24 protein-coding genes are annotated in these 23,711 nt (G+C 68.1%); 11 read left to right on the forward strand and 13 right to left on the reverse strand.

Features of this window, described 5'->3' with window-relative positions:
* Positions 1-136 precede the first annotated feature (136 nt).
* The gene (locus ACFPN1_RS01575; RefSeq protein ID WP_386752406.1) at positions 137-2,155 is read left to right on the forward strand and encodes a M13 family metallopeptidase; all 2,019 of its coding nucleotides are present in this window, start codon (positions 137-139) and stop codon (positions 2,153-2,155) included.
* A gap of 102 nt (positions 2,156-2,257) precedes the next feature.
* Here ACFPN1_RS01575 and ACFPN1_RS01580 read toward each other — a convergent pair whose 3' ends face one another.
* Together ACFPN1_RS01580 and ACFPN1_RS01585 are read right to left on the reverse strand one after the other, a co-directional pair.
* Positions 2,258-3,016 carry a flagellar brake protein gene (locus ACFPN1_RS01580; protein WP_386752407.1) on the reverse strand — a complete coding sequence of 253 codons (759 nt, stop codon included), beginning with the start codon at positions 3,014-3,016 and terminating at the stop codon, positions 2,258-2,260.
* Between the two features lie 195 nt (positions 3,017-3,211).
* The gene (locus ACFPN1_RS01585) at positions 3,212-3,421 is read right to left on the reverse strand and encodes a cold-shock protein (RefSeq protein WP_386752409.1); all 210 of its coding nucleotides are present in this window, start codon (positions 3,419-3,421) and stop codon (positions 3,212-3,214) included.
* Positions 3,422-3,898: 477 nt separating this feature from the next.
* On the opposite strand from ACFPN1_RS01585, the gene ACFPN1_RS01590 reads away from it, so the two are divergent.
* Positions 3,899-5,137: a right-handed parallel beta-helix repeat-containing protein gene (locus tag ACFPN1_RS01590; RefSeq protein ID WP_386752411.1), complete on the forward strand. Its 1,239-nt coding sequence runs from the start codon at positions 3,899-3,901 to the stop codon at positions 5,135-5,137.
* A gap of 262 nt (positions 5,138-5,399) precedes the next feature.
* On the opposite strand, the gene ACFPN1_RS01595 is transcribed toward ACFPN1_RS01590, so the two are convergent.
* A complete protein-coding gene (locus ACFPN1_RS01595; RefSeq protein ID WP_386752413.1) occupies positions 5,400-7,220 on the reverse strand; it encodes a DUF7844 domain-containing protein in 1,821 nt (606 codons plus the stop codon).
* A 61-nt stretch (positions 7,221-7,281) separates the two neighbouring features.
* A complete protein-coding gene (locus tag ACFPN1_RS01600) occupies positions 7,282-7,584 on the reverse strand; it encodes a DUF2388 domain-containing protein (protein WP_386752415.1) in 303 nt (100 codons plus the stop codon).
* 176 nt (positions 7,585-7,760) lie between these two features.
* Here ACFPN1_RS01600 and ACFPN1_RS01605 point away from each other — a divergent pair, with 176 nt between their 5' ends.
* Positions 7,761-8,663 carry a dienelactone hydrolase family protein gene (locus tag ACFPN1_RS01605; RefSeq protein WP_386752417.1) on the forward strand — a complete coding sequence of 301 codons (903 nt, stop codon included), beginning with the start codon at positions 7,761-7,763 and terminating at the stop codon, positions 8,661-8,663.
* Between the two features lie 120 nt (positions 8,664-8,783).
* Positions 8,784-9,638: an alpha/beta hydrolase gene (locus ACFPN1_RS01610; RefSeq protein WP_386752419.1), complete on the forward strand. Its 855-nt coding sequence runs from the start codon at positions 8,784-8,786 to the stop codon at positions 9,636-9,638.
* Between the two features lie 11 nt (positions 9,639-9,649).
* Here ACFPN1_RS01610 and ACFPN1_RS01615 read toward each other — a convergent pair whose 3' ends face one another.
* The 6 genes from ACFPN1_RS01615 to ACFPN1_RS01640 form a co-directional block, all read right to left on the reverse strand.
* Positions 9,650-9,910, reverse strand: coding sequence for a hypothetical protein (locus tag ACFPN1_RS01615; RefSeq protein WP_386752420.1), 261 nt, complete (start codon positions 9,908-9,910; stop codon positions 9,650-9,652).
* An 89-nt stretch (positions 9,911-9,999) separates the two neighbouring features.
* Entirely contained in the window at positions 10,000-11,373 is a 1,374-nt protein-coding gene (locus tag ACFPN1_RS01620) for an MBL fold metallo-hydrolase RNA specificity domain-containing protein (protein ID WP_386752422.1), read from the reverse strand.
* Positions 11,374-11,427: 54 nt separating this feature from the next.
* A complete protein-coding gene (locus ACFPN1_RS01625; RefSeq protein ID WP_386752424.1) occupies positions 11,428-12,435 on the reverse strand; it encodes a methyltransferase in 1,008 nt (335 codons plus the stop codon).
* Between the two features lie 136 nt (positions 12,436-12,571).
* Positions 12,572-13,444 carry an NAD-dependent protein deacetylase gene (locus ACFPN1_RS01630; RefSeq protein WP_386752425.1) on the reverse strand — a complete coding sequence of 291 codons (873 nt, stop codon included), beginning with the start codon at positions 13,442-13,444 and terminating at the stop codon, positions 12,572-12,574.
* 87 nt (positions 13,445-13,531) lie between these two features.
* Positions 13,532-13,837: a PilZ domain-containing protein gene (locus ACFPN1_RS01635; protein WP_386752427.1), complete on the reverse strand. Its 306-nt coding sequence runs from the start codon at positions 13,835-13,837 to the stop codon at positions 13,532-13,534.
* A 171-nt stretch (positions 13,838-14,008) separates the two neighbouring features.
* Positions 14,009-14,479 carry a VOC family protein gene (locus tag ACFPN1_RS01640; RefSeq protein ID WP_386752429.1) on the reverse strand — a complete coding sequence of 157 codons (471 nt, stop codon included), beginning with the start codon at positions 14,477-14,479 and terminating at the stop codon, positions 14,009-14,011.
* Positions 14,480-14,660: 181 nt separating this feature from the next.
* Here ACFPN1_RS01640 and ACFPN1_RS01645 point away from each other — a divergent pair, with 181 nt between their 5' ends.
* Entirely contained in the window at positions 14,661-15,059 is a 399-nt protein-coding gene (locus ACFPN1_RS01645) for a BlaI/MecI/CopY family transcriptional regulator (protein WP_386752430.1), read from the forward strand.
* Positions 15,052-16,914, forward strand: a complete 1,863-nt coding sequence (locus tag ACFPN1_RS01650) for a M56 family metallopeptidase (protein WP_386752432.1) — start codon at positions 15,052-15,054, stop codon at positions 16,912-16,914. The genes ACFPN1_RS01645 and ACFPN1_RS01650 overlap by 8 nt, the downstream gene beginning before the upstream one ends.
* An 86-nt stretch (positions 16,915-17,000) precedes the next feature.
* Here ACFPN1_RS01650 and ACFPN1_RS01655 read toward each other — a convergent pair whose 3' ends face one another.
* Complete coding sequence (locus tag ACFPN1_RS01655) at positions 17,001-17,216, reverse strand: hypothetical protein (RefSeq protein WP_386752434.1); 216 nt, start codon at positions 17,214-17,216, stop codon at positions 17,001-17,003.
* A gap of 202 nt (positions 17,217-17,418) precedes the next feature.
* Between ACFPN1_RS01655 and ACFPN1_RS01660 the strand changes: the two genes are divergently transcribed.
* Positions 17,419-19,476: a M13 family metallopeptidase gene (locus ACFPN1_RS01660; protein ID WP_386752435.1), complete on the forward strand. Its 2,058-nt coding sequence runs from the start codon at positions 17,419-17,421 to the stop codon at positions 19,474-19,476.
* Between the two features lie 66 nt (positions 19,477-19,542).
* Here ACFPN1_RS01660 and ACFPN1_RS01665 read toward each other — a convergent pair whose 3' ends face one another.
* Both ACFPN1_RS01665 and ACFPN1_RS01670 read right to left on the reverse strand, forming a co-directional pair.
* On the reverse strand, positions 19,543-20,205 hold the full coding sequence (locus ACFPN1_RS01665) for a glutathione S-transferase family protein (RefSeq protein ID WP_386752436.1): 663 nt from the start codon (positions 20,203-20,205) through the stop codon (positions 19,543-19,545).
* 108 nt (positions 20,206-20,313) lie between these two features.
* Positions 20,314-20,865: a peroxiredoxin gene (locus ACFPN1_RS01670; RefSeq protein ID WP_386752438.1), complete on the reverse strand. Its 552-nt coding sequence runs from the start codon at positions 20,863-20,865 to the stop codon at positions 20,314-20,316.
* A 151-nt stretch (positions 20,866-21,016) separates the two neighbouring features.
* Here ACFPN1_RS01670 and ACFPN1_RS01675 point away from each other — a divergent pair, with 151 nt between their 5' ends.
* The 4 genes from ACFPN1_RS01675 (at position 21,017) to ACFPN1_RS01690 (ending at position 23,573) form a co-directional block, all read left to right on the forward strand.
* A complete protein-coding gene (locus tag ACFPN1_RS01675) occupies positions 21,017-21,418 on the forward strand; it encodes a ketosteroid isomerase-related protein (protein ID WP_386752440.1) in 402 nt (133 codons plus the stop codon).
* 1 nt (position 21,419) lies between these two features.
* Positions 21,420-22,031 carry a GNAT family N-acetyltransferase gene (locus tag ACFPN1_RS01680; protein ID WP_386752442.1) on the forward strand — a complete coding sequence of 204 codons (612 nt, stop codon included), beginning with the start codon at positions 21,420-21,422 and terminating at the stop codon, positions 22,029-22,031.
* Positions 22,028-22,906 carry a carbon-nitrogen hydrolase family protein gene (locus ACFPN1_RS01685; protein WP_386752443.1) on the forward strand — a complete coding sequence of 293 codons (879 nt, stop codon included), beginning with the start codon at positions 22,028-22,030 and terminating at the stop codon, positions 22,904-22,906. The genes ACFPN1_RS01680 and ACFPN1_RS01685 overlap by 4 nt, the downstream gene beginning before the upstream one ends.
* Positions 22,907-23,135: 229 nt before the next feature.
* The gene (locus ACFPN1_RS01690; RefSeq protein WP_386752445.1) at positions 23,136-23,573 is read left to right on the forward strand and encodes an EF-hand domain-containing protein; all 438 of its coding nucleotides are present in this window, start codon (positions 23,136-23,138) and stop codon (positions 23,571-23,573) included.
* Positions 23,574-23,711 lie beyond the last annotated feature (138 nt).

Consider the following 23,711-nt stretch of genomic DNA (forward strand, 5'->3'; position numbering starts at 1 on the left):
TTCCGTCCGGTGGCGATCGATAGTGCCGCCACGATCGTTCCCGCCACCGCTGGTCGACGCGACCGCGCCTCTCATCCGCACCGCATCGCACCATCGTTCGCACTCTCACCCGGACCATCACCAAGGAGACGTCACCGTGCGCAGGACCCCATTTTCGCTAGCCATGCTGCTCGCAGCCACCACCGCGTCCGCCGGCGCGCTGCACGGGATCCACACCGAGGACATCAACCGCAGCGGCGATGCCTGCAATGACTTCTTCGACTACGCCAATGGCGCGTGGCGGCAGCAGAACCCGATTCCGGACTACATGGACCGCTGGAGCCGCCGCTGGGAGTCGGGCGAGGTCAACAAGGAACACGTGCGCGACATCCTCACCGAGCTTTCGGCGCGCACCGACTGGCCCAAGGGCAGTTCGGGCCAGCTGGCGGGCGACTTCTATGCCGCGTGCATGGACGAGTCGCGCATCGATGCGCTGGGCAGCAAGCCGGTGCAACCCTGGCTGGACGAAATCGGCGCCATCAGGAACAAGGCGGACCTGCAGCGCGTGATCGGCAAGTTGCACGATATCGGCGTCGCGGTGCCCTTCATCGTCTACGCCACCGAAGACCTGCACGAACCCTCGAAGACCATCGCGCACATCTACGCCGGTGGCCTGGGCATGCCGGACCGCGACTACTACCTCAAGCCCGAACAGCGCTTCGTCGACGCGCGCGCGAAGTACCTGGAACACGTGGCGAAGATGTTCGAACTCGCCGGCACCCCGGCGGCGCAGGCCAGGCAGAACGCCGACACCGTCTTCGCATTCGAGAAGCGCCTGGCCGAGGCCTCGTTCGACAACGTGCAGCTGCGCGATCCCCAGTTGCAGGACCACCTCACCGCCTTCGCCGACCTGTCGAAGATCGCCCCCGATTTTGATTGGGCGAAGTACTTCGACGACGCCGGCATGCCGCACGACGCCGTCAACGTGACCCAGCCCAGGTTCCTGCAACAGGTCGAAAAGGAACTGGCCACCACGCCACTGCCGCAGTGGAAGACCTACCTGCAATGGCAGTTGCTCAACGTCGCGGCGGACGCGCTGTCCACGCCCTTCGTCGAGGAGAACTTCGCCTTCAACGGCAAGTTCCTCACCGGCGCCACCGAGATCAAGCCCCGCTGGAAGCGCTGCGCCGAACTCACCGACCAGCAACTGGGCGAAGCGCTGGGCCAGAAGTACGTCGAGAAGTACTTCCCGCCCGAAGCCAAGGCGAAGATGCAGGAGATGGTGAAGAACATCCTGCTGGCGATGGACGACGTGATCCGCGGCCTGGACTGGATGGACGAGGAAACCAAGAAGAAGGCGCTGGAGAAGCGCTCCACCTTCTTCCCGAAGCTGGGCTATCCGGACAAGTTCAAGGACTACAAGGGTGTCGTGGTGTCGCGCGAGTCGGCGTGGGACAACCTCGTTTCGGCCTCGCGCTGGAACACCGCCGACAACCGCGGCCAGGTGGGCAAGCCCACCGATCGCAGCCGCTGGGGCATGACGCCGCCCACATCGAACGCGTATTACAACCCGCTGCAGAACGAGATCGTGTTCCCGGCCGGCATCCTGCAGCCGCCGGCGTTCGACGTGAACGCGACCGACGCGGTGAATTACGGCGCGATCGGCGTGGTGATCGGGCACGAGATCAGCCACGGCTTCGACGACCAGGGCGCGCAGTTCGACGCGCAGGGCCGGCTCGCCAACTGGTGGACGCCGAAGGACAACGCGCAGTTCCAGGCCAAGGGCCAGTGCGTGGTGAAGCAGTTCGAGGGCTACTTCATCGAGCCGGGCGTGCACCACAACGGCAAGCTGGTGCTGGGCGAATCCATCGGCGATCTCGCCGGCGCGAAGATCGCCTACCGCGCCTACCTCAAGTCGCGCGAAGGCAAGGGTCCGGAACCGACGATCGACGGCTTCACGCCGGAGCAGCAGTTCTTCCTCTCGTGGGGCCAGTGGCGCGGCGACGAGACCCGCCTGGAGACGCAGCGCACGATGGTCCAGGGCGACCCGCACCCGGTCGCGAAGTATCGCGTCAACGGACCGGTGTCGAACCTGCCGGAGTTCCGCGCGGCGTTCCAGTGCAAGGCCGATGCGCCGATGGTGCGTGCCGAGGCCGATCGCTGCGAGGTGTGGTGAGGCGGACGCAGCGCCACTCGCGACGCAGTGCAGAAGGCCCGCCCAAGCGGGTCTTCTCTTGTCCGCGAACCTGCACGCTGTCCGCTACGCGTTGTCCGGGCTTCACTCCCAAGTGCGTCGCCGCGACACACGTTCGCGGTCGAGCTGCATGAGGTAGCGGAACAGGCGGTCCTGCAGCGCCCGGGGCAGGTCGACGAATTCGCAGCCCGCCTGCACGACCGGCGGTCCGTGCCCGCAGCGGGCGACGACATGGCGGACGACGAGGTCGATCGCGACCGGCTCGCACTGGGGCAGGTGGACCTGGCAGCCCTCGAGCACGTCGCCCACCGCCAGCGGCATCGCATCGGCGCGCATCAGCAGGGCGAGGCCGCCGCCGCCGATATCGCCGATCGCCGCATCGACCCAGGTCGTCTCGTCGTCCTGGCGCAGCGGCAAATGGCAGCGCAGCGCGCCCATGGGCGGTGCGACCCGCAGGTATTCGCGGCGTTGCCGGTAATGCAGGCGCGTCGGCAATGGCAGGCCCAGTGCGGGCTGGCCCTCGTGCTGGTCGAGCCACACGGGCCCGGTCGCGAAACCCACGCTGATCCGTTCCAGGCTGCTTTCGAAGCGCAGCCGCGGACTCTCCAGCCACTGGCGCAGGGTTTCCTTCCCGCGCGGGACGTCGATCAGCAGCGACGCATCGCCGACATGGAGCAGGGCAGTGACCTGCGAGGCCGTCGTGCCGTCGGCCTGTCCCGACAGGATGCAGCGCGCATCGAACAGGCGCTGCAGGTACTTGCGGATTTCCCCGGTGCCGTGCACCAGGCATCTGTCGTGATCAAGCTCGCCAACAGGCTCGCCGATGGCATCCGTGGGCGTCATGGTCCCGATAGCGGCCGCGCAGCGCCGGACTTGAGTACGAAATCACACTCTGTCGCCTCGAACCCGTACGACATCCGCGGCGGCCGTCTTCCGGAAGGCCCGGATGCGCGATGGCTCCGTGCAAAAAAGAAAGCCCGGCTTGCGCCGGGCTTTCCATTTCTTCATTGCCGACGCCCGGAGGCGTCGTGGCAAGGCTCAGAGCGGCTGGACCTGGTCGGCCTGCAGGCCCTTCTGGCCCTGGGCGACGACGAAGGTGACCTTCTGGCCTTCCTGCAGGCTCTTGAAGCCCTGGGTCTGGATCGCGCGGAAGTGCACGAACACATCTTCGCCGTTTTCACGGCTGATGAAGCCAAAGCCCTTGGCGTCGTTGAACCACTTCACGGTACCGGTTTCACGGTTGGACATCGTTGATTTTCCTTGGAACGGATGGAGGCCGCGATGGCGGCGGGCAGCTGGTTGCAAGGAGGAAGCGGGGTGCAACGATGTAGTGGATCTACAGCATCGGGCCACGATTCACGGTGACCCTTGGCGAACTCAGCCCGCGCACGTTAGTGGCAGCGGAGCGATAAAGCAAATATCGGGAGCGTCCGGGTTCAGGTTGGGGGGAACTGCAGACGGGGATGGGGCCGGCGCGCAGTGGCCAGCGAAGGCCGGCATCGGGCCGCAGCCGCGGCCTGATGAACGCCTGAACGTCCTGAAGAATTCAGCGTTCGAGCCGCGGTTTTTGCGGTTCAGGAGGCCGCCCGCGGACGCCATTTTTGCCCGGGCCGGCCGGCCCGCCGGAACGGGCAACCGGTCGCTGATTTTTTTCACGCGATTCCTACATTTGCGCCCGTGGCGCCAGGCCGTGAGGTCGGTGGCGCTGGCCTCCAGGGAATCCCAGTGAACAACGACCATTCCGCGCGCCATGCCGACGCAGCCGACCGGGCGCGCCGCCGCTTCCTGCGCCAGTCCTCGACCCTCGCGCTCCTGGCCGCGGGCGGCATGGCACTGCCGGCGATCGCCCGCGAGATGCGCAGCAGCAAGCCGCTGCCGGCGGTGCGCGTGGCGGAGCCGTCGCAGGCGACCGTCTACGTGCCGCCGAGCCGCGCCCGCGGCAGCGCGGTGCTGGACGTGCGCAACTACGGCGCATACGGCGATGGCATCCACGACGACACCGCCGCGATCCAGCGCGCGATCGATGCGCTGCCGTCCACCGGTGGCACCGTCGTCGTTCCTCCCGGCGTCTATCTGATCGATGCGGAAAAGAGCGTGCGCCTGCGCAGCCTCATGCACCTGCAGCTGGACCACGAGGCCAAACTCGTGGCCAGATCCAACGCGGCCGATCGTTACTACGTGGTCAATGCCTACAAGGTGAACGACGTCGAGATCTCCGGCGGCCAGGTCATCGGCGAGCGCAACAACCATCTGGGCAGCACCGGCGAATGGGGTCATTGCGTGATGGTGCGCGGCTGCAAGCGCGTCACCGTGCGCGACATGCGCATGGCCGATGGCTGGGGCGACGGGCTTTCGATCGGCGCAGCCGACGGCTCGACCACCGTGCTCAGCGAGGACGTGGCGGTCGCGAACGTCGTGTGCAGCAACAACCGTCGCCAGGGCCTGACCATCGGCCGCACCCGCGACGTGCGCGTGCACGATTCGCAGTTCTGCTACACCGGCGGGATCAAGCCAGGCTGCGGCATCGACATCGAGCCCGATCCCATCGGCACCTCGCTCACCGACGGCGTGCTGATCCAGAACTGCTGGATCCACGACAACGCCGGCAACGGCATCCAGATCTACAAGGAAGTCCACGACGTCACCGTGCGCGACTGCCGGATCGAGTTCAACCAGGGCTATGGCGTGCTGGCGATCGGCGCGGTCGACGGCACGATCGCCAACAACACGCTGGCGCACAACCGCCTGTACGGCGTCGGCCTGCGCGTTGCGACGACCGGTTACGGCGTCGACGGGAACACGTTCCGCAACAACAAGACGCTCTACTTCGGCGTGACCAATACGACCACCACGCCGATCACGGTGACGGGCACCAGCGTGACCACCAATCCGAAGACGACCTGGCATCTGGAGATCACCACGGACAGCGTGGCTACGGTCGGAACGAACTATTACGCGCAGTAGGCGCTTGCTACGCCGTCGCGTTGCGTCTGGCCGGGCGATGCGGGATGGGGAGAACGTGTTGCTTCTTCTCCCCGCGTGCGGGGAGAAGGGAATCATCCGGATCGGCGAGCCGGGCGGAAGCCTTTGTTTCTTCTTCTCCCCGCTTGCGGGGAGAAGATGCCCGGAGGGCAGATGAGGGGCGGCGAGCGTAGCGAGCTGCCTTTGCTCTTGCCTCGAAAAGAAGGGGAGCAACTCGCTACGCTCGCCCTCGGTCCCTGATTCGCTATGGCAACCCCACGCCGCCCTGTTCCCGATGCAACTGGCGCAGACGATCGCCGAGCTGGCGGAGGTTCGCTTCGGTATCGGCGAGCATTGCCTGCGTTTGCGGCGGCAGCCAGCGGCGCGCCTGCGCGAACAGGGCCTCGCGCTCCTGCTTCGATTGCGCGGCCAGGTCGCCGCTGCGGCGCGAGACGGCATCCAGTTCGTCGCGCTGCGGAAGGCCGTAGCCATCCGGCAGCAGCAGGGCGGGGCGGCTGAGGAGATTCTCCAGTGCGAGGAGGTCCTGCGTCGCCGATCGCGCCTGCCGACCGGCGTCATCGCGCGCGCCACGGCCCAGCAGGCGATGCTTGAGCTCATCGCGGGCGCGCAATTCCTCGCGGCGCAGCGCCGCCTGTTCCAGAAGCAGCAGGGCGGCGCTGCTGCGCATGTCGGCGTGTGCGATCACGGGCGCGCGTTGCCGTGGCGGCAGGTCCAGCCACGCGTGCACGTTAGTCTGCGACAGCCCGAGCGCCGTGCGGGCGATGTCGAACATCGCCTGGTAACGCGAAGCCGCGGATTCGAAGTAGTAACCCAGGCGCGCGGCCTCGGCGCGATCGTCGAGTACCGAGGTGTCGGCGATGCCCGCGCGGACGAGTCGTCGCAGCAGACCGGTCGGGGTGATGGCCGACAGCCGCTCGCGGGCCAGCCGCGGCACGCCGTCGTGCAGTAGTCGCCATGTCTCCACCGCGCAGTTGTTGCTCACGAACCAGTAGCGACCGTCGTAGCTCCAGTGCAGCTGCGCGGCGCGTTCGAGCAGCGTGGCGATTTCGTCCGGCTGCAGACGCAGCGGCAACGACTGCAATCCACGCAACTCGATGCGGTTGTATTCGTCGATGACCTGGTCGAGCGGCAGCAGGAACAGACGCGACGGATACGAGCCGGCCAGGCCGCGCCAGCCTGAGATCTGCACGTCGTCGACGAAGGCGCGGAACGAGAGCACGCGGTGGTAGGCGAGGTCGAGCCGGCAGTCGGGTCCGCGCGGGCGTCCCGGCGCGCAGACCACCAGGCGCAGCATGCTGTGGCCCCAGCGGCTCATCGCCTGCTCGTTGCCTTCGGCGAGCAGGTAATCCACCGCGTAGACGCGCCCGGGATCCAGCTGCAGCAAGGGATCGGCGTCGGTACCGTCGGCCTGCACGAACGGCAGTTCGCGCGCGCATGGAGACATGTCGGGCACCGTGTCCAAACGCGCGGCGAAATAGCGCGCCAGCGCCGGACGACGACAGGCGTAGTCCGCATCGAGCAGGAAATGTTCGAGATTGACCGCGACGAATTCCGCGGGACTCGTCAGTTCGTACGCGTCGGGACTGCGATCGGTGAATGCGTTGCGGGTGCGGCCAGGTCGCAAGGCGGCGCGTTGCCACCCCGCCAGGTCGAGCAGGCGCGGATCGCGCGACAGCCGGCCGTGCGGCGCACGGTCGTAGAGGTGGGCGAGTTCGTGGATGACGGCGGCGAACGCGGCGCGCGATGCGGCGTCCTCGCCGCTGAACCCGGTCCGACCCGCTTCGAGCAAAGCGCGACGCAGCAGAATGCGCCTGCCGATGGCGCGGCCGTGCACGTGCGCGGGCAGGTCGTCGCGCCATTCGACGCGGACGCGATCCAGCGCCTGCGTCCAGCGAGCAGGCAGGCGTTGCACCGTCGCAGCGAGCAACGCCCGCGAGGCCTCGGCTTCCTCGCGGGTGAGTCCGGATTCGTCCGCGTCGAACTGCAGCGCCTGCGCCGGCAGGGCGCAGGCGAGCAGCAGGAAGAGCAGCCAGGCGATGCGGCAGCGGTGCGGCCGCGGTTTCACGACGGGCAGTTCACGGTGCCGGGATCAGCGCGCGCGAAACACGCGCGTCCGATGCGCGCTGTCACAGCGCGAGGATCGCCTGCGCCAGTTCCATGTCGCTGGCACGGCGTGCGTCGGCGTTGCGTTCGCGCAGGTGGCGCAGTGCGGCTTCGAGCTGCGCGCCGCGGATGCGGCCTTCGCTGGCGACGAAACTGGCGGCGTCGTCGCGTGCCTGCAGCACGACCTTGTCGTTGCCGGACGAACTGTCCGAGGAAGCGGAACTGCCGGCGGAACTGGCACCGCCGGTGGTGCCGGCGAAGCTGCTGGCGAAGGCGGGAGCGGAGCAGGCGAGCAGGAGGCTGGCGGCGAGGAGCGTTCGAAGCATGGTGGTTGTCGGTGGGTGAGGAGGCGCCAAGCCTACCTGCGAGTGCACGTCGCGGGCTGAACCGCATGGCGATGCCGTGACCGGCGGCACACCGTCCCGGGCCGCGGCCCGTGCGCATCGGCGCCTGACGCGGGCTGGGTTATGGTCGGCGGACGTCCCTGCCAGACGAGGCTGCCATGTCCGTTCCACCCCGCCGCAAGGCCAGCGATTTCGATCCGGAAGTGCTGCGCCTGTTCGACCAGTACGTGCACGGCATCATCGACCGGCGCGGCTTTCTCGCCGGCGCCGCGCGCTTCGCCGTCGGCGCGACCACGGCCGCGGGCCTGCTGGCCGCCCTGAGCCCGCAGTTCGCGGCTGCGCAGCAGGTGAAACCGGACGACGCGCGGCTCTCGATGCGCTACATCGAATTTCCTTCGCCGGAGGGCTACGGCAAGGCGCGCGGTTACCTGGTCCGGCCGGCGGAGAAGCGTGGGCCGTTACCGGTAGTGCTGGTGGTGCACGAGAACCGCGGGCTGAATCCGCATATCGAGGACATCGCTCGGCGCCTCGCGCTGGAGGGCTACATCGCCCTCGCGCCGGACGCGCTGTTTCCGCTCGGCGGCTATCCGGGCGACGAGGACAAGGCGCGCGCCGAATTCGCGAAACTCGACCAGGCGAAAACACGGCAGGATTTCCTGGCCGCGGCGCGGATGCTGGAGCACATCGACGGCGGCAACGGCCGCATGGGGGTGGTCGGTTTCTGCTACGGCGGCGGCATGGCGAATTTCCTGGCGACGCAACTGCCGGGACTGCGCGCGGCCGCGCCGTTCTACGGCAGTGCCCCGCCGGTGGAGGACGTGCCGAAGATCAAGGCCGAGATGCTGATCGTGCTCGCCGCGAACGACGACCGCGTCAACGCCGGATGGCCTGCGTACGAGGCGGCGCTGAAGCAGGCGGGCGTGCGCTACACGCTGTACCAGCCGCCCGGCACGCAGCACGGCTTCAACAACGACACCACGCCGCGTTACGACGAAGCGGCCGCGCGCGAGGCGTGGAAGCGCATGCTGGCGCTGTTCGGACGGACGCTGCGCAAGGGCTAGCGCGCGCGGGCCGGAACCCGCATCTGTCCGAAAATCGAGCGTGCCTCCGTGACGGATGGGACGGGTGCCCCGGTGCCCGGCACGGCATTGTGGCGCGTCGATTGCAGAACGAAATCCCCCATGCTGCTGCGCGCCCTGGCCCTCCTGCTGCTGTGCGTCCCCCTCGCCGCGGCCGCGGAAGTGGGCGAACGTCCGCATACCGCCGGTCCGACCGTGCGCATCCTCGTTCCGCCGCTGCGCATGCCGCACCTCGGATTCGCACGCAGGTTGCGCGTGTACCTGCCGCCGGACTACGGCCACGGCACGCGGCGCTATCCGGTGCTGTACATGTTCGACGGGCAGAACCTGTTCGACGAAGCCACCAGCTATGCGGGCGAGTGGGGCGTGGACGAAACGATGGACGCGCTCGCACGCGAGGGCTTTCCCGCGATCGTGGTCGGCATCGATCACGGCGGCGACCTGCGCGCGAACGAACTCATCCCGTACTGGAACGTGCGCTTCCTGCCCAATGCCGGTGCCGCCTTCATCGCGGACGTGGTGGAAGTGGTCAAGCCCTACGTCGATGCCAACTACCGCACGCTGCCCGATCGCGACCACACCGCGATCCTGGGCAGCTCGTTCGGCGGGCTGGCGGCCGACTATGCCGTCCATCGCTATCCGCAGGTGTTCGGCAAGGCGGGCGTGTTCTCGCCGTCGTACTGGGTATCCGAAGAACCTTTCGCGAATGCGCAGCGCACGCCGCTGCCGTCCGGGACGCGCGTCTACCTCCACATGGGCGGTCGCGAGGGCGATGAAGCGGTCCCGCTGCTGCAAAGAATGGCCACGATCCTGCGCGCGCAGCCCAATGGGGAAAGCGCCGTGGCCGTGCATGTGGTGCCGGAAGGCGAGCACAACGAGGTCGCGTGGCGCGCCGAGTTTCCGCGCGCGGTGCGGTGGCTGTTCGAATTGCCGGATGCGACTGCTGCCGGCCAGTGAAGCGGGGCGGTCTACGGATTCTCGTCGCGTAACGTGATGTCGGGATGCTCGTTGACCGAGCCGTCGGGTTCGATCACCACATAGCGGTTGTTGCTGCGGTCGAACAGCACCGGCACGGGATCGCGGAACATCGGCCGGCGCACGAAGCGCAGCGTCCAGTGGAAGTGGCGAAGCGTGGACAGTGTCCGCAGCTGGGCGTCGTTGAGCCCTTCGCTCAGGACTTCGGGATCCAGCGGTATCGGCTTGTTGCTGCGCCGTTCCTTCGGATGCATGCGCCCTCCCGCAGCTGTCGGCCGTCAGTCTGCCCACGGCTGATTAGGTCGGCGTGAACATCGCGGTGACGGGGCGACAGTGCGCGTCGTCAGACGTCCAGGATCAGTCCCGGCCGTGCCAGCACCGCGCTGGTGCCGAAGCGTTCGCCGATCTCGCCGGCGAGCGCCTCGCGCGCCTTGTCCTCGCCATGCACCAGCACCAGCGGCGGATGATCGGCGATCTGGCCATACCACTCGATCAGGCCGCGCTGGTCGGTGTGCGCGGACAGCCCGCCGATCGTGTGGCGCTGCGCATTGGCGCGCACGTCGCGGCCGTGGATGCGCACCCAGCGCGCGCCGTCGACCAGCCGGCGGCCCAGCGTGCCCTCGGCCTGGTAGCCGACGAACACCACGTGCGTACGCGGATTGCCCAGGCGATGGCGCAGGTGATGGAGGATGCGCCCCGCGTTGGCCATGCCGCTGCCGGCGATCACTATCGCGCCGCGGTCGACGTGGTTGATCGCCATCGAATCCTGCGGCGTCGCGGCCAGGCGCAGGTTGGGCAGCCGGAACGGGCTCGGCTGCGCCGCCCACACGCGACGCGCATCCTCGTCGAACAGATCGTGGTTGCGGTCGTAGACCTGCACCACCTTCGCGGCCATCGGGCTGTCGAGGAAGATCTTCCAGCGCGACAGGTTCCAGTCGTTCCAGTGCCGCGCGAACCAGTACAGCAGTTCCTGGCTGCGGCCCACGGCGAACGCGGGAATCAGCACGTTGCCGCCTTCGCGCCAGGCGTGTCCGAACACGTCGCCGAGCTCTGCGATCGTCGCATCGCGATCGCGATGCAGGCGGTCGCCGTAGGTGGATTCCATGAGCACGAGGTCGGCGCGATCGATGGTCGCCGGATCGCGCAGGATCGGCGTGCCCTTCGGACCGAGGTCGCCGGAAAACACCAGCTTGCGGCCTTCCGCGAACACTTCGACGACGCACGAGCCGAGGATGTGGCCCGCATCGCGCAACACGATCTCCACGCCCGGCAGCACCTGGGTGCGCTGCGCGTAGGGCAGGGGCCGCACCTGCCGCATCGCGGCTTCGGCATCGGCGCGCGTGTACAGCGGTTGAGCGGGTGGCTCGCCGGGGCGACGGTGGCGATTGGCGCGCTCCGCGTCGTTTTCCGCGATCGAGGCCGCGTCGAGCAACATGATCGGCATCAGGTCCGCGGTCGCTTCCTGCACGAAGATCGGGCCGGCGAAGCCGCGCTTCACCAGCAAGGGAATGCGGCCGATGTGATCGATGTGCGCGTGGCTCGCCACCAGCGCGTCCAGGCGCGAGGGTTCGAAAGGAAACGGATCGAAGTTGCGGCGTTCGGCTTCCGGACTGCCCTGGATCATGCCGCAGTCGAGCAGCAGGCGATGGCCGGCGGCTTCGACTTCATGCAGCGAGCCGGTGACCTCGCCGGCAGCGCCGTGGAAATGCACGCGCATGGTTCGCTCCGCGGTGAAAGCGGAGCCACCTTAACGCGATCCGCGGGCGGGCGCCTATCGGATGCCGACCACCATCGAGTCGGGGCCGACCAGGTGCTCGACGTACGCCTCGCGGAAGCCGGCTTCGCGCATCCAGCCGATGCAGTCGGCGCCGGTGTAGTCGAAGCCGCCGGGCGTCTCGATCAGCATGTTGAGACTCATCAGCAAGCCGAACGCATTCCTGCGACGGTCGTCGTCGATCAGCGCCTCGTACACGATCAGCGCGCCGCCTTCCGGCAACGCCGCGTGGGCCTTGGCGAGCAGCTGGCGTTTTTCCTCGAGGTTCCAGTCGTGGAGGATGTGGCCCATCACCAGCACGTCCGCGCGGGGCAGGGGATCGGCGAAGAAGTTGCCTTCGTGGAAGCGCAGCCGGTCGGCGAGGCCGTTGGCCTGCACGTATTGCTCGAACACCGGTCGCACCTGCGGCAGGTCGAAACCGCCGCCGGTCAGGTGCGGATGCGCGCGCGCCACCTGCACCGGCACCGCACCCTGCGCGGCGCCGACGTCGATGAAGCTGCGGTATTTCTGCCACGGGAATTTCTCCGCGATCGCCCGTGCGGCGCCCAGGCTGATGCCGGTCATGGCCTTCAGGAAGCCTTCCAGGCGCGCGGGATCGGCATACAGCGTGGCGAAGAAGTCTTCGCCGCGACGCGCTTCGTTCTGTGGTTCGCCGGTACGCAGCGCTTCGGTCAGCGCGCCCCAGAACGGGTACAGCCGCTGGTTGCCCATCTCGAGCATGCCGCCGACGTAGGACGGCTTGTTGCGATCGAGGAAAAGATCGCCGGCTTCGGTGTTGCGGTACGAGCTGCCGTCGCGCTCGAGCATGCGCAGCGCGACGAGCGCATCGAGGAAGTCGCGCGCGCTGCGCGGATGCAGGCCCAGGCGACGGGCCAGCGCGTCGCCGTCCTGTGGTCCCTGCGCCAGCGCGGTGAACACGCCGAGCTCGACCGCGCTCAGCAGCGTCTTCGAACCCCAGAAGGCGAAACCGAGTTGGAGGATGGCATCGGGTGTCACGGCGTTCATGGGCGCACTCCTGGCGGTTGGGCGGAAAAGGATGCGGGCGACGGGTCGTTGGTGGCCGCCGCGGGGATGGGTTCACCCGATCGGGGGAATCGCGAAGGCCGCTCCAATGCGATGCCCGCGGTGCGGGCCGCGTCGGTCACGCCGGCGCGAGGTCCGTGCTGGCGGACAGCGTGCTCTCGCAATCGGCGTGCAGCTTGAGCGTCGCCAATTCGTCGGCACGCGTGACGCCGCGGGTGAGGATGGCGAGCGGCAGTCCGGCCTCGCGCGCCATGCGGGCGAAGCGGAAACCCGAGTACACCATCAGCGAAGAACCGGCCACGAGCATGGCATCGGAACGGCGCAGCGCTTCGGCAGCGGCATCGACGCGCGTGCGCGGTACGTTCTCGCCGAAGAACACCACGTCCGGCTTCAGCAGGCCCTCGCAATGCGGGCACGGCGGCGGCTGGAATCCGTTGAAGTCCTGCGATTCCAGGTCGGCATCTCCATCGGGCGCCGTGGACGCGGTGATGTCGGCCCAGTCGGGATGCGCATCGGCGAGCATCGCCTGCACCGTGGCGCGTGCGAGCCGGGCGCCGCACCCGAGACACACCACCCGGTCGATCCGACCGTGCAGGTCGATCACCGTGCGCTGTCCGGCGCGTTCGTGCAGGCCGTCGACGTTCTGCGTGACCAGCATCGACACCTTGCCGCGGGTTTCCAGCTCCGCCAGCGCCGCGTGCGCGCGATTGGGCCGGGCGCGCGCGACCACGGGCCAGCCGACGAAGCTGCGCGCCCAGTAGCGCGCCCGCATCGACGCATCGCGTGTGAATTCCTGGTAGGTGATCGGCGCGCGGCGTTTCCATGCGCCATCGGCGTCGCGGTAATCGGGTATGCCCGAATTGGTGCTCACGCCCGCGCCGGTCAGCACGAACACGGAACGGTGCTCGTCCAGCCACTCGCGCAGCACCTGCGCGGCTGCGTCGGCGTCGGATGGCGGAGCGGGCGCGGCAGGGGCGGAGAGGGAAGGCATCGCGGCAGGGAGCATCGCATGTCGAAGCGGCACGTGCCGGCACCTCGCGCAATGCGTCGGCGCCGGCCTCGGCGATGCAAGTCGGACTCAGCTGAGGCTGGTCAGCAATTCGTAGATCTGGCGTTCCTGCGCGGGCGCGAACTGCACCCCGAGGTGGTCGACGCAGACGCGCACCACACGCCCTTGCACCGCCACGGTCTGCACGGGATCGATCTCGAAAAACAGGCGCAGGTTGGCGCCCTCGCGGGGCGTCCAGTCGTCCTCCGGCAGGCGCATGCGCGCGCCGCCCTGGGAGACGTCCAGCACGGTGGCGGCATGCCGCTCGCCGTTGGGCGTGAACATGATCGCCTTCAGCGTGTTCTGGCGGGGATGGCGACGCCTTTCCGTATCCATGGCGGGAAACCTCGGTTGGACCCTCTGTGCAACGGCGCATCCGCGCGAAACGGGCCATCCGGCGCCCGTGCGCGCTGCCTGCGGCGTGTGCGCATGGGCGGACGCGTGCGCCGCATCCGGGGTGCAGCGACCGTCCATCACTGCGCGACCCATCGGCGGCGCGACGGTGCCTCAGTGCTTCGCCTGCCTGCGCGCCCACTCTTCGCCGCGTCGTTGCATCTCTTCGTCGCTGACGTCTTCGACGTGGGTTCCCAGCATCCACCTGTGTCCGAAGGGATCCTCCACGGTGCCCATGCGGTCGCCCCAGAACTGGTTTTCGACCGGCTGCACGACACGCGCGCCGGCCTTGACCGCCTTGTCGACCGCCGCATCGACGTCGGGCACGTAGATGAGGAAGCTGCCGGTGGCGCCGCCACGACGCTTCGGGCCGAGCGCGCCCCAGTCCTCGAATTCGTCCGAGAGCATGAAGCGCGAGTCGCCGATCTGGATCTCGGCGTGGCCGATCTTGTCGCCCACCGGCAGGCGATAGTTTTCGCGCGCATCGAATGCACGGGCGTAGAAATCCAGGGCCTTCTTCGCATCGTCGACGACGGCCGATGGCGTGATGCTGTGATAGCCGGGAGGAATGGGGCGTGTGTTCATGCGCGGGCTCCAGTGACACAAGCCGCCATGCTGGATGCCGGGGCGTTATGCAGGGATGAGAAGAGCGTTGCCCTGGCCTTCTTCGACCGCACGACCATGACTTCCTTCCTAGACAAAGAGGTCTAGACAATTCGGTCTAGATGGTCTAGCGTGCGTCCCGTAGCCGCATTCGGATCAGGGGATGACCAGGACCACCGCCAAAACCCGCAAGCCGCCCAAGCCCACCGCGACCGAACTCGACCTGTTGCGCGTGATGTGGCGATTGGGGCCGTCGACCGTGCGCGACGTGCACCAGGCGCGCCTGGCCGAGAAGCCCGACCTGGCTTACGCCACGGTGCTGCGGCTGATGCAGGTGATGCATGGCAAGGGGCTGCTCACCCGCGACGAAAGCCAGCGCTCCCACGTGTACGCCGCCGCGCATCCGCAGGATGCGCTGCAGACCAATCTCCTGCGCGACCTGATCCAGAAGGCGTTCGCCGGATCGGGCAAGGACCTCGTGCTCGCCGCGCTGAGCGAACACGTGACGGACAAGGAACGCGAAGAGATCCGCCGCTTCCTCAGGGAGACCCGCGATGAATGACGCCCTGGCATGGTTCGTCCCGGTGCTTGGCCGTGCGCTGCTGCACTTCCTCTGGCAGGGCGTGCTGATCGGCCTGCTGGCCGCGGTGCTGCTGCAAGCACTGCGCAATGCGCGCCCGCAGGCGCGCTATGCGGTGGCCTGCCTGACGTTGCTGGCCTGCGCTCTCGCGCCGGTCGCCGATATCGCCCTGCAACTGCGTGACGCCACCGGGACCGTGGCGCCGGTCATCGCCGCCGCCGATACGGGCAGCCGCCATGCGGCTTTCGGCAATGCCTTGTCGCTGGCGCCGCTGGTGCCGGTGGCCTACGCGGGACTGGCCGCATTGCGCATCGACCAGGCGCTGCCGTGGATCGTGGCCCTGTGGGCCGCCGGCGCCTGCGCGATGTCGCTGCGCATGGCGATGGGCGTGTGGTGGATCCGCCGCCTGTGCGCCACCGCACCGGACGCTGCGCGCCAGGCCTGGCAGGCGCGGGTCGATGCACTCGCCGCGCGGCTCGGGCTGCGCAAGCCGGTCGTGTTGCGCCTGGTCGATTCGCTGGAAACGCCCGCGGTAGTCGGTTGGTGGCGGCCGGTGATCCTCATGCCCGCCGCGCTGCTCGCGCGCATGCCGGTGGAACTGCTCGAAGCGCTGGTCGCGCACGAACTCGCGCACATCCGTCGCCACGACTATCTCGTCAATCTGCTGCAGGGCGCGGTCGAAGCGATGCTGTTCTACCACCCGGTGACGTGGTGGCTGTCGCGCCGGATCCGCATCGAGCGCGAACTCATCGCCGACCAGCTCGCCGCCGAAGCCATCGGTGCGCCGCGCCGCCTCGCCATCGCCCTGTCCGAACTTTCCGGATGCCTCGCATCCGCGCATCCCGCTCGCGATGTCACGCCGTCGCTGGCGCTTTCCGCCCACGGAGGCCACCTCATGTCCCGTATCGAACAGCTCGTCCGTCCCGGCCGGCGCCACAGTGGCGGACGCATCGCGTTCCCGCTCGTCGGTCTGGCCGCCGCGTGCCTGGCGTTCTATGCCCAGGCGCAGATCCGTCACGACGTCGCGACCGTGGCGAGCGATGACGCCGCGGCAGGCAGCAGCAAGTCGCAGCCCCCGGCGCACGTGCGCATCGACCGCCACGACGACCGGCCGTTCGCGATCGTCCGCAAGGATTCGGACGGATTCATCATGTCGGGATCCACCGACGAGATCGACGACATCAAGGCCGTGCGTAGCCAGCTGGGTCGGGATTTCGTCTGGTTCCGCAAGGGCGACCAGGCCTACGTGGTGGTCGATCCGGACACCGTGGAGCGCGCCGCGCGGGCGTGGGCGGAAAGCGACAAGCTCGACGGCCGCATGGAAGCGCTGGATGCGCAGATGGAAGTGTACGACCGCAAGATGGAAGCGCTCGAGGCGCAGATGGACAAGCTCTCCGACGTCGATGACGAGAGTCCGGCCATGCAGGAGGCGGGCAGGCGCATGGAGGAGTTCGGCCGGCAGCAGGAGATCCTCGGAGACAAGCAGGCCAGCCTCGCCGAGGCGATGGCAGACGCCGACGCAGCGGAGCGCGAGCGCCTCTCCGCCGAAATGGATGCGCTGTCGAAGCAGCAGGACGCCTTGTCCCGGCAGATGGATGCGCAGTCGAAGATCCTGGACGCCGAGAGCGCGCGGATGGAGCAGCAGACGAAGCCGATGGAAGCGCTCAGCCGCCAGATGGCGGAGGCGAGCAAGCCCATGGAGGCACTCGGCAAGCAGATGGAAGAGCTGGGCAAGCAGATCGACGCGCTCAGCGAGCAGGCCGAACGCGAAACCCTGCGGTTGATCGACGACGCGGTCGCCCGGGGACTGGCGCAGCCGGCGCCATCGAAGCGCTGACATCGGGAACGGCGCGCGCCGCCATTGCACACGACTCGCAAGCGGCGGGGCCTCCCCGCCGTATGGCGCTCGCTCTACGGCGTGAATCAGTGGGGCGTGCGCAGGTCCCGACAGCAATCGCGCACGCGATCGGCAACGTCTTCCCAGCGCGGCGCAGCCGGACTGCGCATCCGTTCCCAGGTGGCCGCGAGCGCGGGCTCCAGTTCACGCCACTCGCGGCCATGCGCCCCTTCGTCGTGCACGACACGGAGCACGGCGTTGAGCAGGACGTCGTCCGTGTGCGGGATGTCGTGCGTGGCCATGGCGTTCCCCCTTCGAAGGACGCCAGGAGTACGCCCGGCGGGCAGCCTGCGCAAGGCTTGCCGGCCGGTGGCCTGAACGGGTCAGCATCGGCCCGGATCGGCAAAGGATCCGCCACGACCCGGTACGTCGCCCCAACCATCGGCCTACGACCGCGCCCCCGGGGTTCGGCTAGTCTCGCCGGACTCTTCAGAGGGGACCACCATGAAACGCTCACCGCTCAGCCTCGGGCTGGCCCTTGCCGTCGCGTTGACGGCCATTCCGCTCGTACAGGCCGCCGACATCGATGCCAAGCCGCAACTGGGCACGTTCGGCGTCGACCTCGGCGCGCGCGATGCCTCGGTCAAACCGGGCAACGACTTCAACCGCTACGTCAACGGCCACTGGCTGGATACCTACCAGCTCAAGGACTACGAGACCTCGTACGGTTCGTTCAACGAGCTGCGCGATCGTTCCGAGGCTCAGGTGCACGCCCTCATCGAGGAACTGCAGCAGCGCAAGGATCTGGCGGCCGGCAGCGATGCGCAGAAGGTGCGCGACTACTACGCCAGCTTCATGGACCGCGCCACGCGCGACGCGGCGGGCATCAAGCCGCTGCAGCCGGTGCTCGACCGCATCGGTGCGATCAGGTCGCAGAAGGACCTGGTCGCCGCGTTCGCCAACGTCGAACTCGACGGAACCACCGCGCCGGTGCGCCTGGGCGTCGACCTCGACCGCAAGGATCCGGACCAGTACCTGGTCGGCCTGCGCGTGGGCGGCCTCGGCCTGCCCGACAAGGACTACTACCTCAACGGTGACGAGCGCTTCGTCAGGATCCGCGCGGCGTACGTCGAGCACATCCAGCGCATGCTCGGCTTTGCCGGCGTGAAGGATGCGAAGGCGCGCGCCGAAGCGGTGCTCGCGCTCGAAACCGAACTGGCCAAGCCGCAGTGGGAACGCGCGCAGCTGCGTAACCGCGACAAGACCTACAACGTCGTGTCGTTCGCCGACCTGGTGAAGCAGTACCCGGGCTACGACTGGGCCGCACAGGTCAAGGCGCAGGGCATGCCGGCGCTGGATCGCGTGAACGTGCTCACCCCCAGTGCCGTGCAGCCGGTGCTGGACGTGATCGCGCGCACGCCACTGCCGGTGTGGCGCGATTACCTGACCTTCCACGCGGTGCGCAACAACGCGTCGCTGCTGAGCCGCGAGATCGACGAGGCGGCGTTCGCGTTCAACGGCACCGTGCTCAGCGGCCAGAAGGCGCAGCGCGAGGACTGGAAGCGCGGCGTGGCCCTGGTGGGCGATACCGACGGCCTCGGCGATGCGCTGGGCAAGCTGTATGTGGAGCGGCATTTCTCGCCGCAGAGCAAGGCGGCGATGGACCAGCTGGTCGCCAACCTGCGTTCGGCGCTGCGCCACAACCTGGAAAAGATCGACTGGATGAGCGAGGCCACCAAGGCCGAGGCCTACCACAAGCTCGAGACGTTCCGCCCGAAGATCGGCTATCCCAGCAAGTGGCGCGAGTACGGCAGCGTCACCATCGTGCCGGGCGACCTGATGGCGAATGTCATGCAGATGCGCCGTTACTACCGCGACGACGAGAACCGCCGCATCGGCACGCGTCCGGACCGCGACGAGTGGTTCATGACGCCGCAGACCGTCAACGCGTACTACAACTCGACGTTCAACGAGATCGTGTTCCCGGCCGCGATCCTGCAGCCGCCGTTCTTCGACCTCAACGCCGATCCGGCAGTGAACTACGGCGCGATCGGCGCGGTCATCGGCCACGAAATGGGCCACGGCTTCGACGACCAGGGCAGCAAGTCCGACTTCGCCGGCATCCAGCGCAACTGGTGGACCGACGCGGACCGCGCCAACTTCGAACAGCGCACCAAGGCGCTGGGCGCGCAGTACGACGGCTTCTGCCCGATCGAAGGCACCTGCGTGAACGGTGCGCTGACCATGGGCGAGAACCTGGGCGACCTGGGCGGCATCTCGATGGCCTACACCGCCTACCAGCTGAGCCTGGGCGGCAAGCCCGCGCCGGTGATCGACGGCCTGACCGGCGACCAGCGTTTCTTCCTCGCCTGGGGCCAGGTGTGGAAGGGCAAGTACCGCGACGAGGCGCTGGTCAACCTGATCAAGACCAACCCGCACTCGCCGGTGCAGTTCCGCGCCAACGGCCCGCTGCGCAACTTCGATCCCTGGTACCAGGCGTTCGACGTGAAGCCCGGCGACGCGATGTACCTGCCGCCGGAACAGCGCGTGCGGATCTGGTAACGGTCCAGGTGCATCCCACGACAAGGCCCGCGCATGCGGGCCTTGTCGTTTGCGGTCTGTATCGAGTCAGTCGCGGTCCGGCGCGCCCAGCGGGAAATACGGACGGTACGGCCGCGCCTCGTCCACGGCGCGCACCACCGACGGCCGTGCCAGCAGGCGCCGGCGATAGGCATGCACGTGGGCGAAACGCGCGTCGATCGCATGCGTCCAGTCCGCGTAGAACAGGAACGGCGCCGCGCCGCAGTCGGCGAGGGTGAAGTCGGCGCCGATCGCCCATTCGCGCGTTGCCATGCGCTCGTCGAGCCAGGCATAGGCGGTCTCGAGCATCGCGCGCGCTTCGCGCACGCCATAGGGATCGCGGTCCGGTTCGGGGCGCAGGCGATCGAACACCACCTTCTGCTGCGGCGTCGAGACGTAGTTGTCGAAGAAGCGGTCCAGCATCCGCGTTTCCTGCGCGGCTTGCGGATCGTCGGGAATCAGCCGCACCGGGCCGGGGTAGTGCAGCTGCAGGTATTCGATGACGCCGGTGGCCTCGATGATCGTGCGTTCGCCGTCGACCAGGATCGGGAAGCGGCGCATCGGCCACAGTGCCGCCAGTTCGGACTCGGCCTGCGCGTCCTCGAGATTGCGGTAGTGGAAGTCGATGCCGTTTTCGTACAGCGCGATCAGCGCCTTCTGGCTGTAGGACGAGAACGGATGGGCATACAGGCGGGGACGCGTTGCGGTCATGACGAACTCACGTGGTGGGTTTGCCCATACGACGAACGGGCCGGTCGCCATTCGACATCGAACGGCGCCGGCCCGTTGGGGGCAGCATGGTCGCGACTTCCGCCGCGCTTACTTCTTCAGGGCCTTCACGGCGCCCAGCGTTTCCTGCACGTGCCGGTTCGGGTTCAGGTCGGAATAGACGTGGGCGATGGCGCCGTCGCGGCCGATCACGTAGGACGTGCGGCTGGACCATTCGGGCTTCTTGTCGAGGATCGCGTCGTATTCCTTCGCGATCTTCGCGCCCGGGTCGGCGGCGACGGCGAACTTGCCGCCGCAGTGCTCGGTTTCGCGCGAGAAGTCGGCAAGTTCGTTCACGTTGCCCGCGGTCACGCCGATGACGGTGGCGCCCTGCGCCTTGAAGTCGTCGACGGCTTCGGAGAACTGATGGGCTTCGAGATTGCAGCCGGGCGTGTGCGCGGCGGGGAAGAAGTAGACGACCACCGGGCCCTTCTTCAGCGCATCGGACAGCTTGAAGGTGAAGGGCTTGCCGGCCAGATAGGCCGACGCGGTGAAGTCGGGCGCCTTCGCGCCGGTCTTCAGCGCGGCGAGGGACGGTGCGGCGAACGCGATGAGGGCAGCGGCGGCAAATGCGCCAACAACGGCAAACTTGATCGGTTTCATGGGCGGCTCCGGGTTGACGGGTGCCTTATACGCCAAAAGCGCGCAAAGCACGAAGCCGCCGATCCGCTCGACCGTCGCTGCAAGCTTGCGTTGCCCTGACGCGGCGCGCACGCGCTCGCTAGACTGGCGCTCCCTCACAGGTGCCGTGTCGATGAACCGTACCGAACTCGTCCAGTCCTATTACGACGCCTTCAACCGCGGCGACCGGGACGCCATGCTCGAGCTGCTCACCGACGATGTCGCACACGACCTCAACCAGGGGCCGCGCGAAGTCGGGCGCGATGCGTTCCGCGCATTCCTGGCGCGAATGGATCGCAGCTACGCGGAGCAGCTGCGCGACATCGTGGTCATGGCCAGCGCCGACGGAACCCGCGCCGCAGCCGAATACGTCGTCCACGGCACCTACAAGGCCGACGACGAAGGCCTGCCGCCTGCGCGCGGACAGACCTACGTGCTGCCCGGCGGCGCGTTCTTCGAGTTCGCGGGCGGGCGCATCTCGCGCGTGACCAACTACTACAACCTGCAGGACTGGATCGATCAGGTCTCGCGCTGACATGGATCGCAACGGCCCGCGCGTCGCCTGCATTTCCGGAACCGCCATCGGTGCGTATCTGGACGACGTCGCGCGCCTGCGCATCGCGGTGTTCCGTGAATACCCGTACCTCTACGACGGCGACGCCGACTACGAGGCGCGCTACCTGCAGACCTACCTGCGATCGCCCGACAGCGTGTTCGTGCTTGCGTTCGACGGCGGGCGCGTGATCGGCGCATCGACCGGGCTCCCGCTGGCGGACGAGGAAGCGGATTTCCAGCGTCCGTTCGTCGAACGCGGCATCGAGGTCGGTGACGTGTTCTATTGCACCGAATCCGTGCTGCTGCCGGATTACCGCGGGCGCGGCATCGGTCACCGCTTCTTCGACGAGCGCGAAGCGCACGCACGGCGCCTGCAGCGCTTGCGCTGGACCGCGTTCGCGGCAGTGGACCGCGCCGCGGACGATCCGCGGCGACCACCCAATGCGCGCAGCAACGACGCGTTCTGGACCGCGCGCGGTTACCGCCGCCAACCCGGCATGACCATGCAACTGGCGTGGAAGGAACTGGACGAAGCGCACGAGAGCGAGAAGCCGCTGACGTTCTGGCTGCGGCCGCTGGAGAACGACGCATGAAAGTCGCCGTCGGCAAATACCCGATCGGGATGCCGCAGGATTTCGAGGCCTTCGCGGCCAAGCAGCGCGCACTGCTGCAGGAGGCGGCGCGTGCCGGCGCGCAGGTCGCGGTGCTGCCGGAATACCTGGCCCTGGAACTCGCCGCGGGCTTTGACGCGGCGACGCGCGCCGACCTGCCGGCATCGCTGGCCGCGCTGCAGCCGCTGGAACCGGCCTGGCATGCGCTGTTCGCGGACCTGTCGCGCGAATTCGCGCTGCGCATCCAGGCGGGCACCTTCCTCACGGCGGTGGAGAACGGGCGCTATCGCAATCGCGCCTGGTGGTATGCGCCCGACGGGTCGCGCCGGTTCCAGGACAAGCTGCAGCTCACCGGCTTCGAGAAACAAACGGGCGTGATCGAAGGCGGCGATGCGTTGAAGGTGTTCGATGCCGGCGGCGTGCGCGCGGGCATCGCGGTCTGCTACGACGCGGAATTCCCGCTGCCCGTGCGTGCGCAGTGCGAAGCCGGGACGAGGCTGCTCGTCGTGCCCAGTTGCACCGACACCGAAGCGGGCGCCACGCGTGTGCGGGTCGGATGCCTGGCACGCGCGCTGGAGAACCGGATTTTCGTTGCGCAATCGGTGACCGCCGGGATCGCGGAATGGAGCCCGGCGCTGGACATCAACACGGGCGAAGCGACGATCCATGCGCCGATGGACCGCGACCTGCCCGCGGACGGGATCGTCGCCGTCACGCGCGGCGAGCAGCGATGGGCGATCACAGACCTCGATTTCGAGCGCCTCGAACGCAGCCGCGGGAATGCGCAGGTCGCCAACGATCGCGACTGGCCGGGACAGCTGGCGCCGTCGATCGTGCGTGCACGGTTCGAAGGGTAGAGCCGGGAAATCTGGAATTCGGCGATCGTGCGGCGCGTAACCGACGATCCAGCCGCGGTTATTGCGGGTGTTTCGACGCGAATCGCGGGTCGCCCCGCGCCGCGGCAGGGCCGCGCCCGCGCAAAAACGCCATTCAGCGCAGCAACGTTTCCACGGAAGTGTCACCGCCCGTTTACGCCCCGGCTGCGAGCGTACGCATGCAAATGGCCAGCACCCATGTGGAGGTTCCATGAATCTGAAACATTCTTCGATCCTGGTAGCAGTGCTTGCGGCGATGGCCCTGGCGGGCGGCTGCAACAAGTCCGACGACACCGCTGACACCTACGGCACCGAGCCGGCAGCGACGCCGGAACAGCCTGCCACGACGCCGCCGGCCGATACCGGCACCAGCACTGCGGCCACCGACACCGCCGGCACCCAGCCCGAGGCGAGTACGCCGGCTCCGACGACCGCACCGGCGACGACGCCGCCGACCACGACGGCCGATGCGACCACGCCGTTCGACGACATGGACATCAACAACGACGGCTCGCTGTCGCGCGACGAACTCCCGGCCACCAGCCCGCTGTTGCAGGACTTCTCGACCGCCGACAAGGACGGCAACGGCACGCTGTCGCGCGCCGAGGTCGATGCGCAACGCGGCACCATGCCGCCGCCCGGCGGCTGATCGTCGCTCGTAACTCCTGAAGGCCCGCCCGCAAGGGCGGGCTTTTTTGCGCGTACGGCGCGGCGAAGACAACACGCGTACGCCACGCGATGACCATCCCTCTGTCGGGTGAGGCCTTTCCGCGAGCCGGCCGCTTCC

The organism is Lysobacter yangpyeongensis (assembly GCF_042655745.1).
Taxonomy (GTDB): domain Bacteria; phylum Pseudomonadota; class Gammaproteobacteria; order Xanthomonadales; family Xanthomonadaceae; genus Agrilutibacter; species Agrilutibacter yangpyeongensis.

Bases quoted from the DNA above. Each gene is read 5' to 3' on its own strand.
- ACFPN1_RS01630 (WP_386752425.1), bottom strand. From the start codon at position 13,444: ATGCCTTCCCTCTCCGCCCCTGCCGCGCCCGCTCCGCCATCCGACGCC.
- ACFPN1_RS01635 (WP_386752427.1), bottom strand. From the start codon at position 13,837: ATGGATACGGAAAGGCGTCGCCATCCCCGCCAGAACACGCTGAAGGCG.
- ACFPN1_RS01665 (WP_386752436.1), bottom strand. From the start codon at position 20,205: ATGACCGCAACGCGTCCCCGCCTGTATGCCCATCCGTTCTCGTCCTAC.
- ACFPN1_RS01690 (WP_386752445.1), top strand. From the start codon at position 23,136: ATGAATCTGAAACATTCTTCGATCCTGGTAGCAGTGCTTGCGGCGATG.
- ACFPN1_RS01620 (WP_386752422.1), bottom strand. From the start codon at position 11,373: ATGCGCGTGCATTTCCACGGCGCTGCCGGCGAGGTCACCGGCTCGCTG.
- ACFPN1_RS01660 (WP_386752435.1), top strand. From the start codon at position 17,419: ATGAAACGCTCACCGCTCAGCCTCGGGCTGGCCCTTGCCGTCGCGTTG.
- ACFPN1_RS01605 (WP_386752417.1), top strand. From the start codon at position 7,761: ATGTCCGTTCCACCCCGCCGCAAGGCCAGCGATTTCGATCCGGAAGTG.
- ACFPN1_RS01625 (WP_386752424.1), bottom strand. From the start codon at position 12,435: ATGAACGCCGTGACACCCGATGCCATCCTCCAACTCGGTTTCGCCTTC.
- ACFPN1_RS01585 (WP_386752409.1), bottom strand. From the start codon at position 3,421: ATGTCCAACCGTGAAACCGGTACCGTGAAGTGGTTCAACGACGCCAAG.
- ACFPN1_RS01680 (WP_386752442.1), top strand. From the start codon at position 21,420: ATGGATCGCAACGGCCCGCGCGTCGCCTGCATTTCCGGAACCGCCATC.
- ACFPN1_RS01670 (WP_386752438.1), bottom strand. From the start codon at position 20,865: ATGAAACCGATCAAGTTTGCCGTTGTTGGCGCATTTGCCGCCGCTGCC.
- ACFPN1_RS01610 (WP_386752419.1), top strand. From the start codon at position 8,784: ATGCTGCTGCGCGCCCTGGCCCTCCTGCTGCTGTGCGTCCCCCTCGCC.
- ACFPN1_RS01685 (WP_386752443.1), top strand. From the start codon at position 22,028: ATGAAAGTCGCCGTCGGCAAATACCCGATCGGGATGCCGCAGGATTTC.
- ACFPN1_RS01650 (WP_386752432.1), top strand. From the start codon at position 15,052: ATGAATGACGCCCTGGCATGGTTCGTCCCGGTGCTTGGCCGTGCGCTG.
- ACFPN1_RS01600 (WP_386752415.1), bottom strand. From the start codon at position 7,584: ATGCTTCGAACGCTCCTCGCCGCCAGCCTCCTGCTCGCCTGCTCCGCT.
- ACFPN1_RS01645 (WP_386752430.1), top strand. From the start codon at position 14,661: ATGACCAGGACCACCGCCAAAACCCGCAAGCCGCCCAAGCCCACCGCG.
- ACFPN1_RS01580 (WP_386752407.1), bottom strand. From the start codon at position 3,016: ATGACGCCCACGGATGCCATCGGCGAGCCTGTTGGCGAGCTTGATCAC.
- ACFPN1_RS01640 (WP_386752429.1), bottom strand. From the start codon at position 14,479: ATGAACACACGCCCCATTCCTCCCGGCTATCACAGCATCACGCCATCG.
- ACFPN1_RS01655 (WP_386752434.1), bottom strand. From the start codon at position 17,216: ATGGCCACGCACGACATCCCGCACACGGACGACGTCCTGCTCAACGCC.
- ACFPN1_RS01615 (WP_386752420.1), bottom strand. From the start codon at position 9,910: ATGCATCCGAAGGAACGGCGCAGCAACAAGCCGATACCGCTGGATCCC.
- ACFPN1_RS01675 (WP_386752440.1), top strand. From the start codon at position 21,017: ATGAACCGTACCGAACTCGTCCAGTCCTATTACGACGCCTTCAACCGC.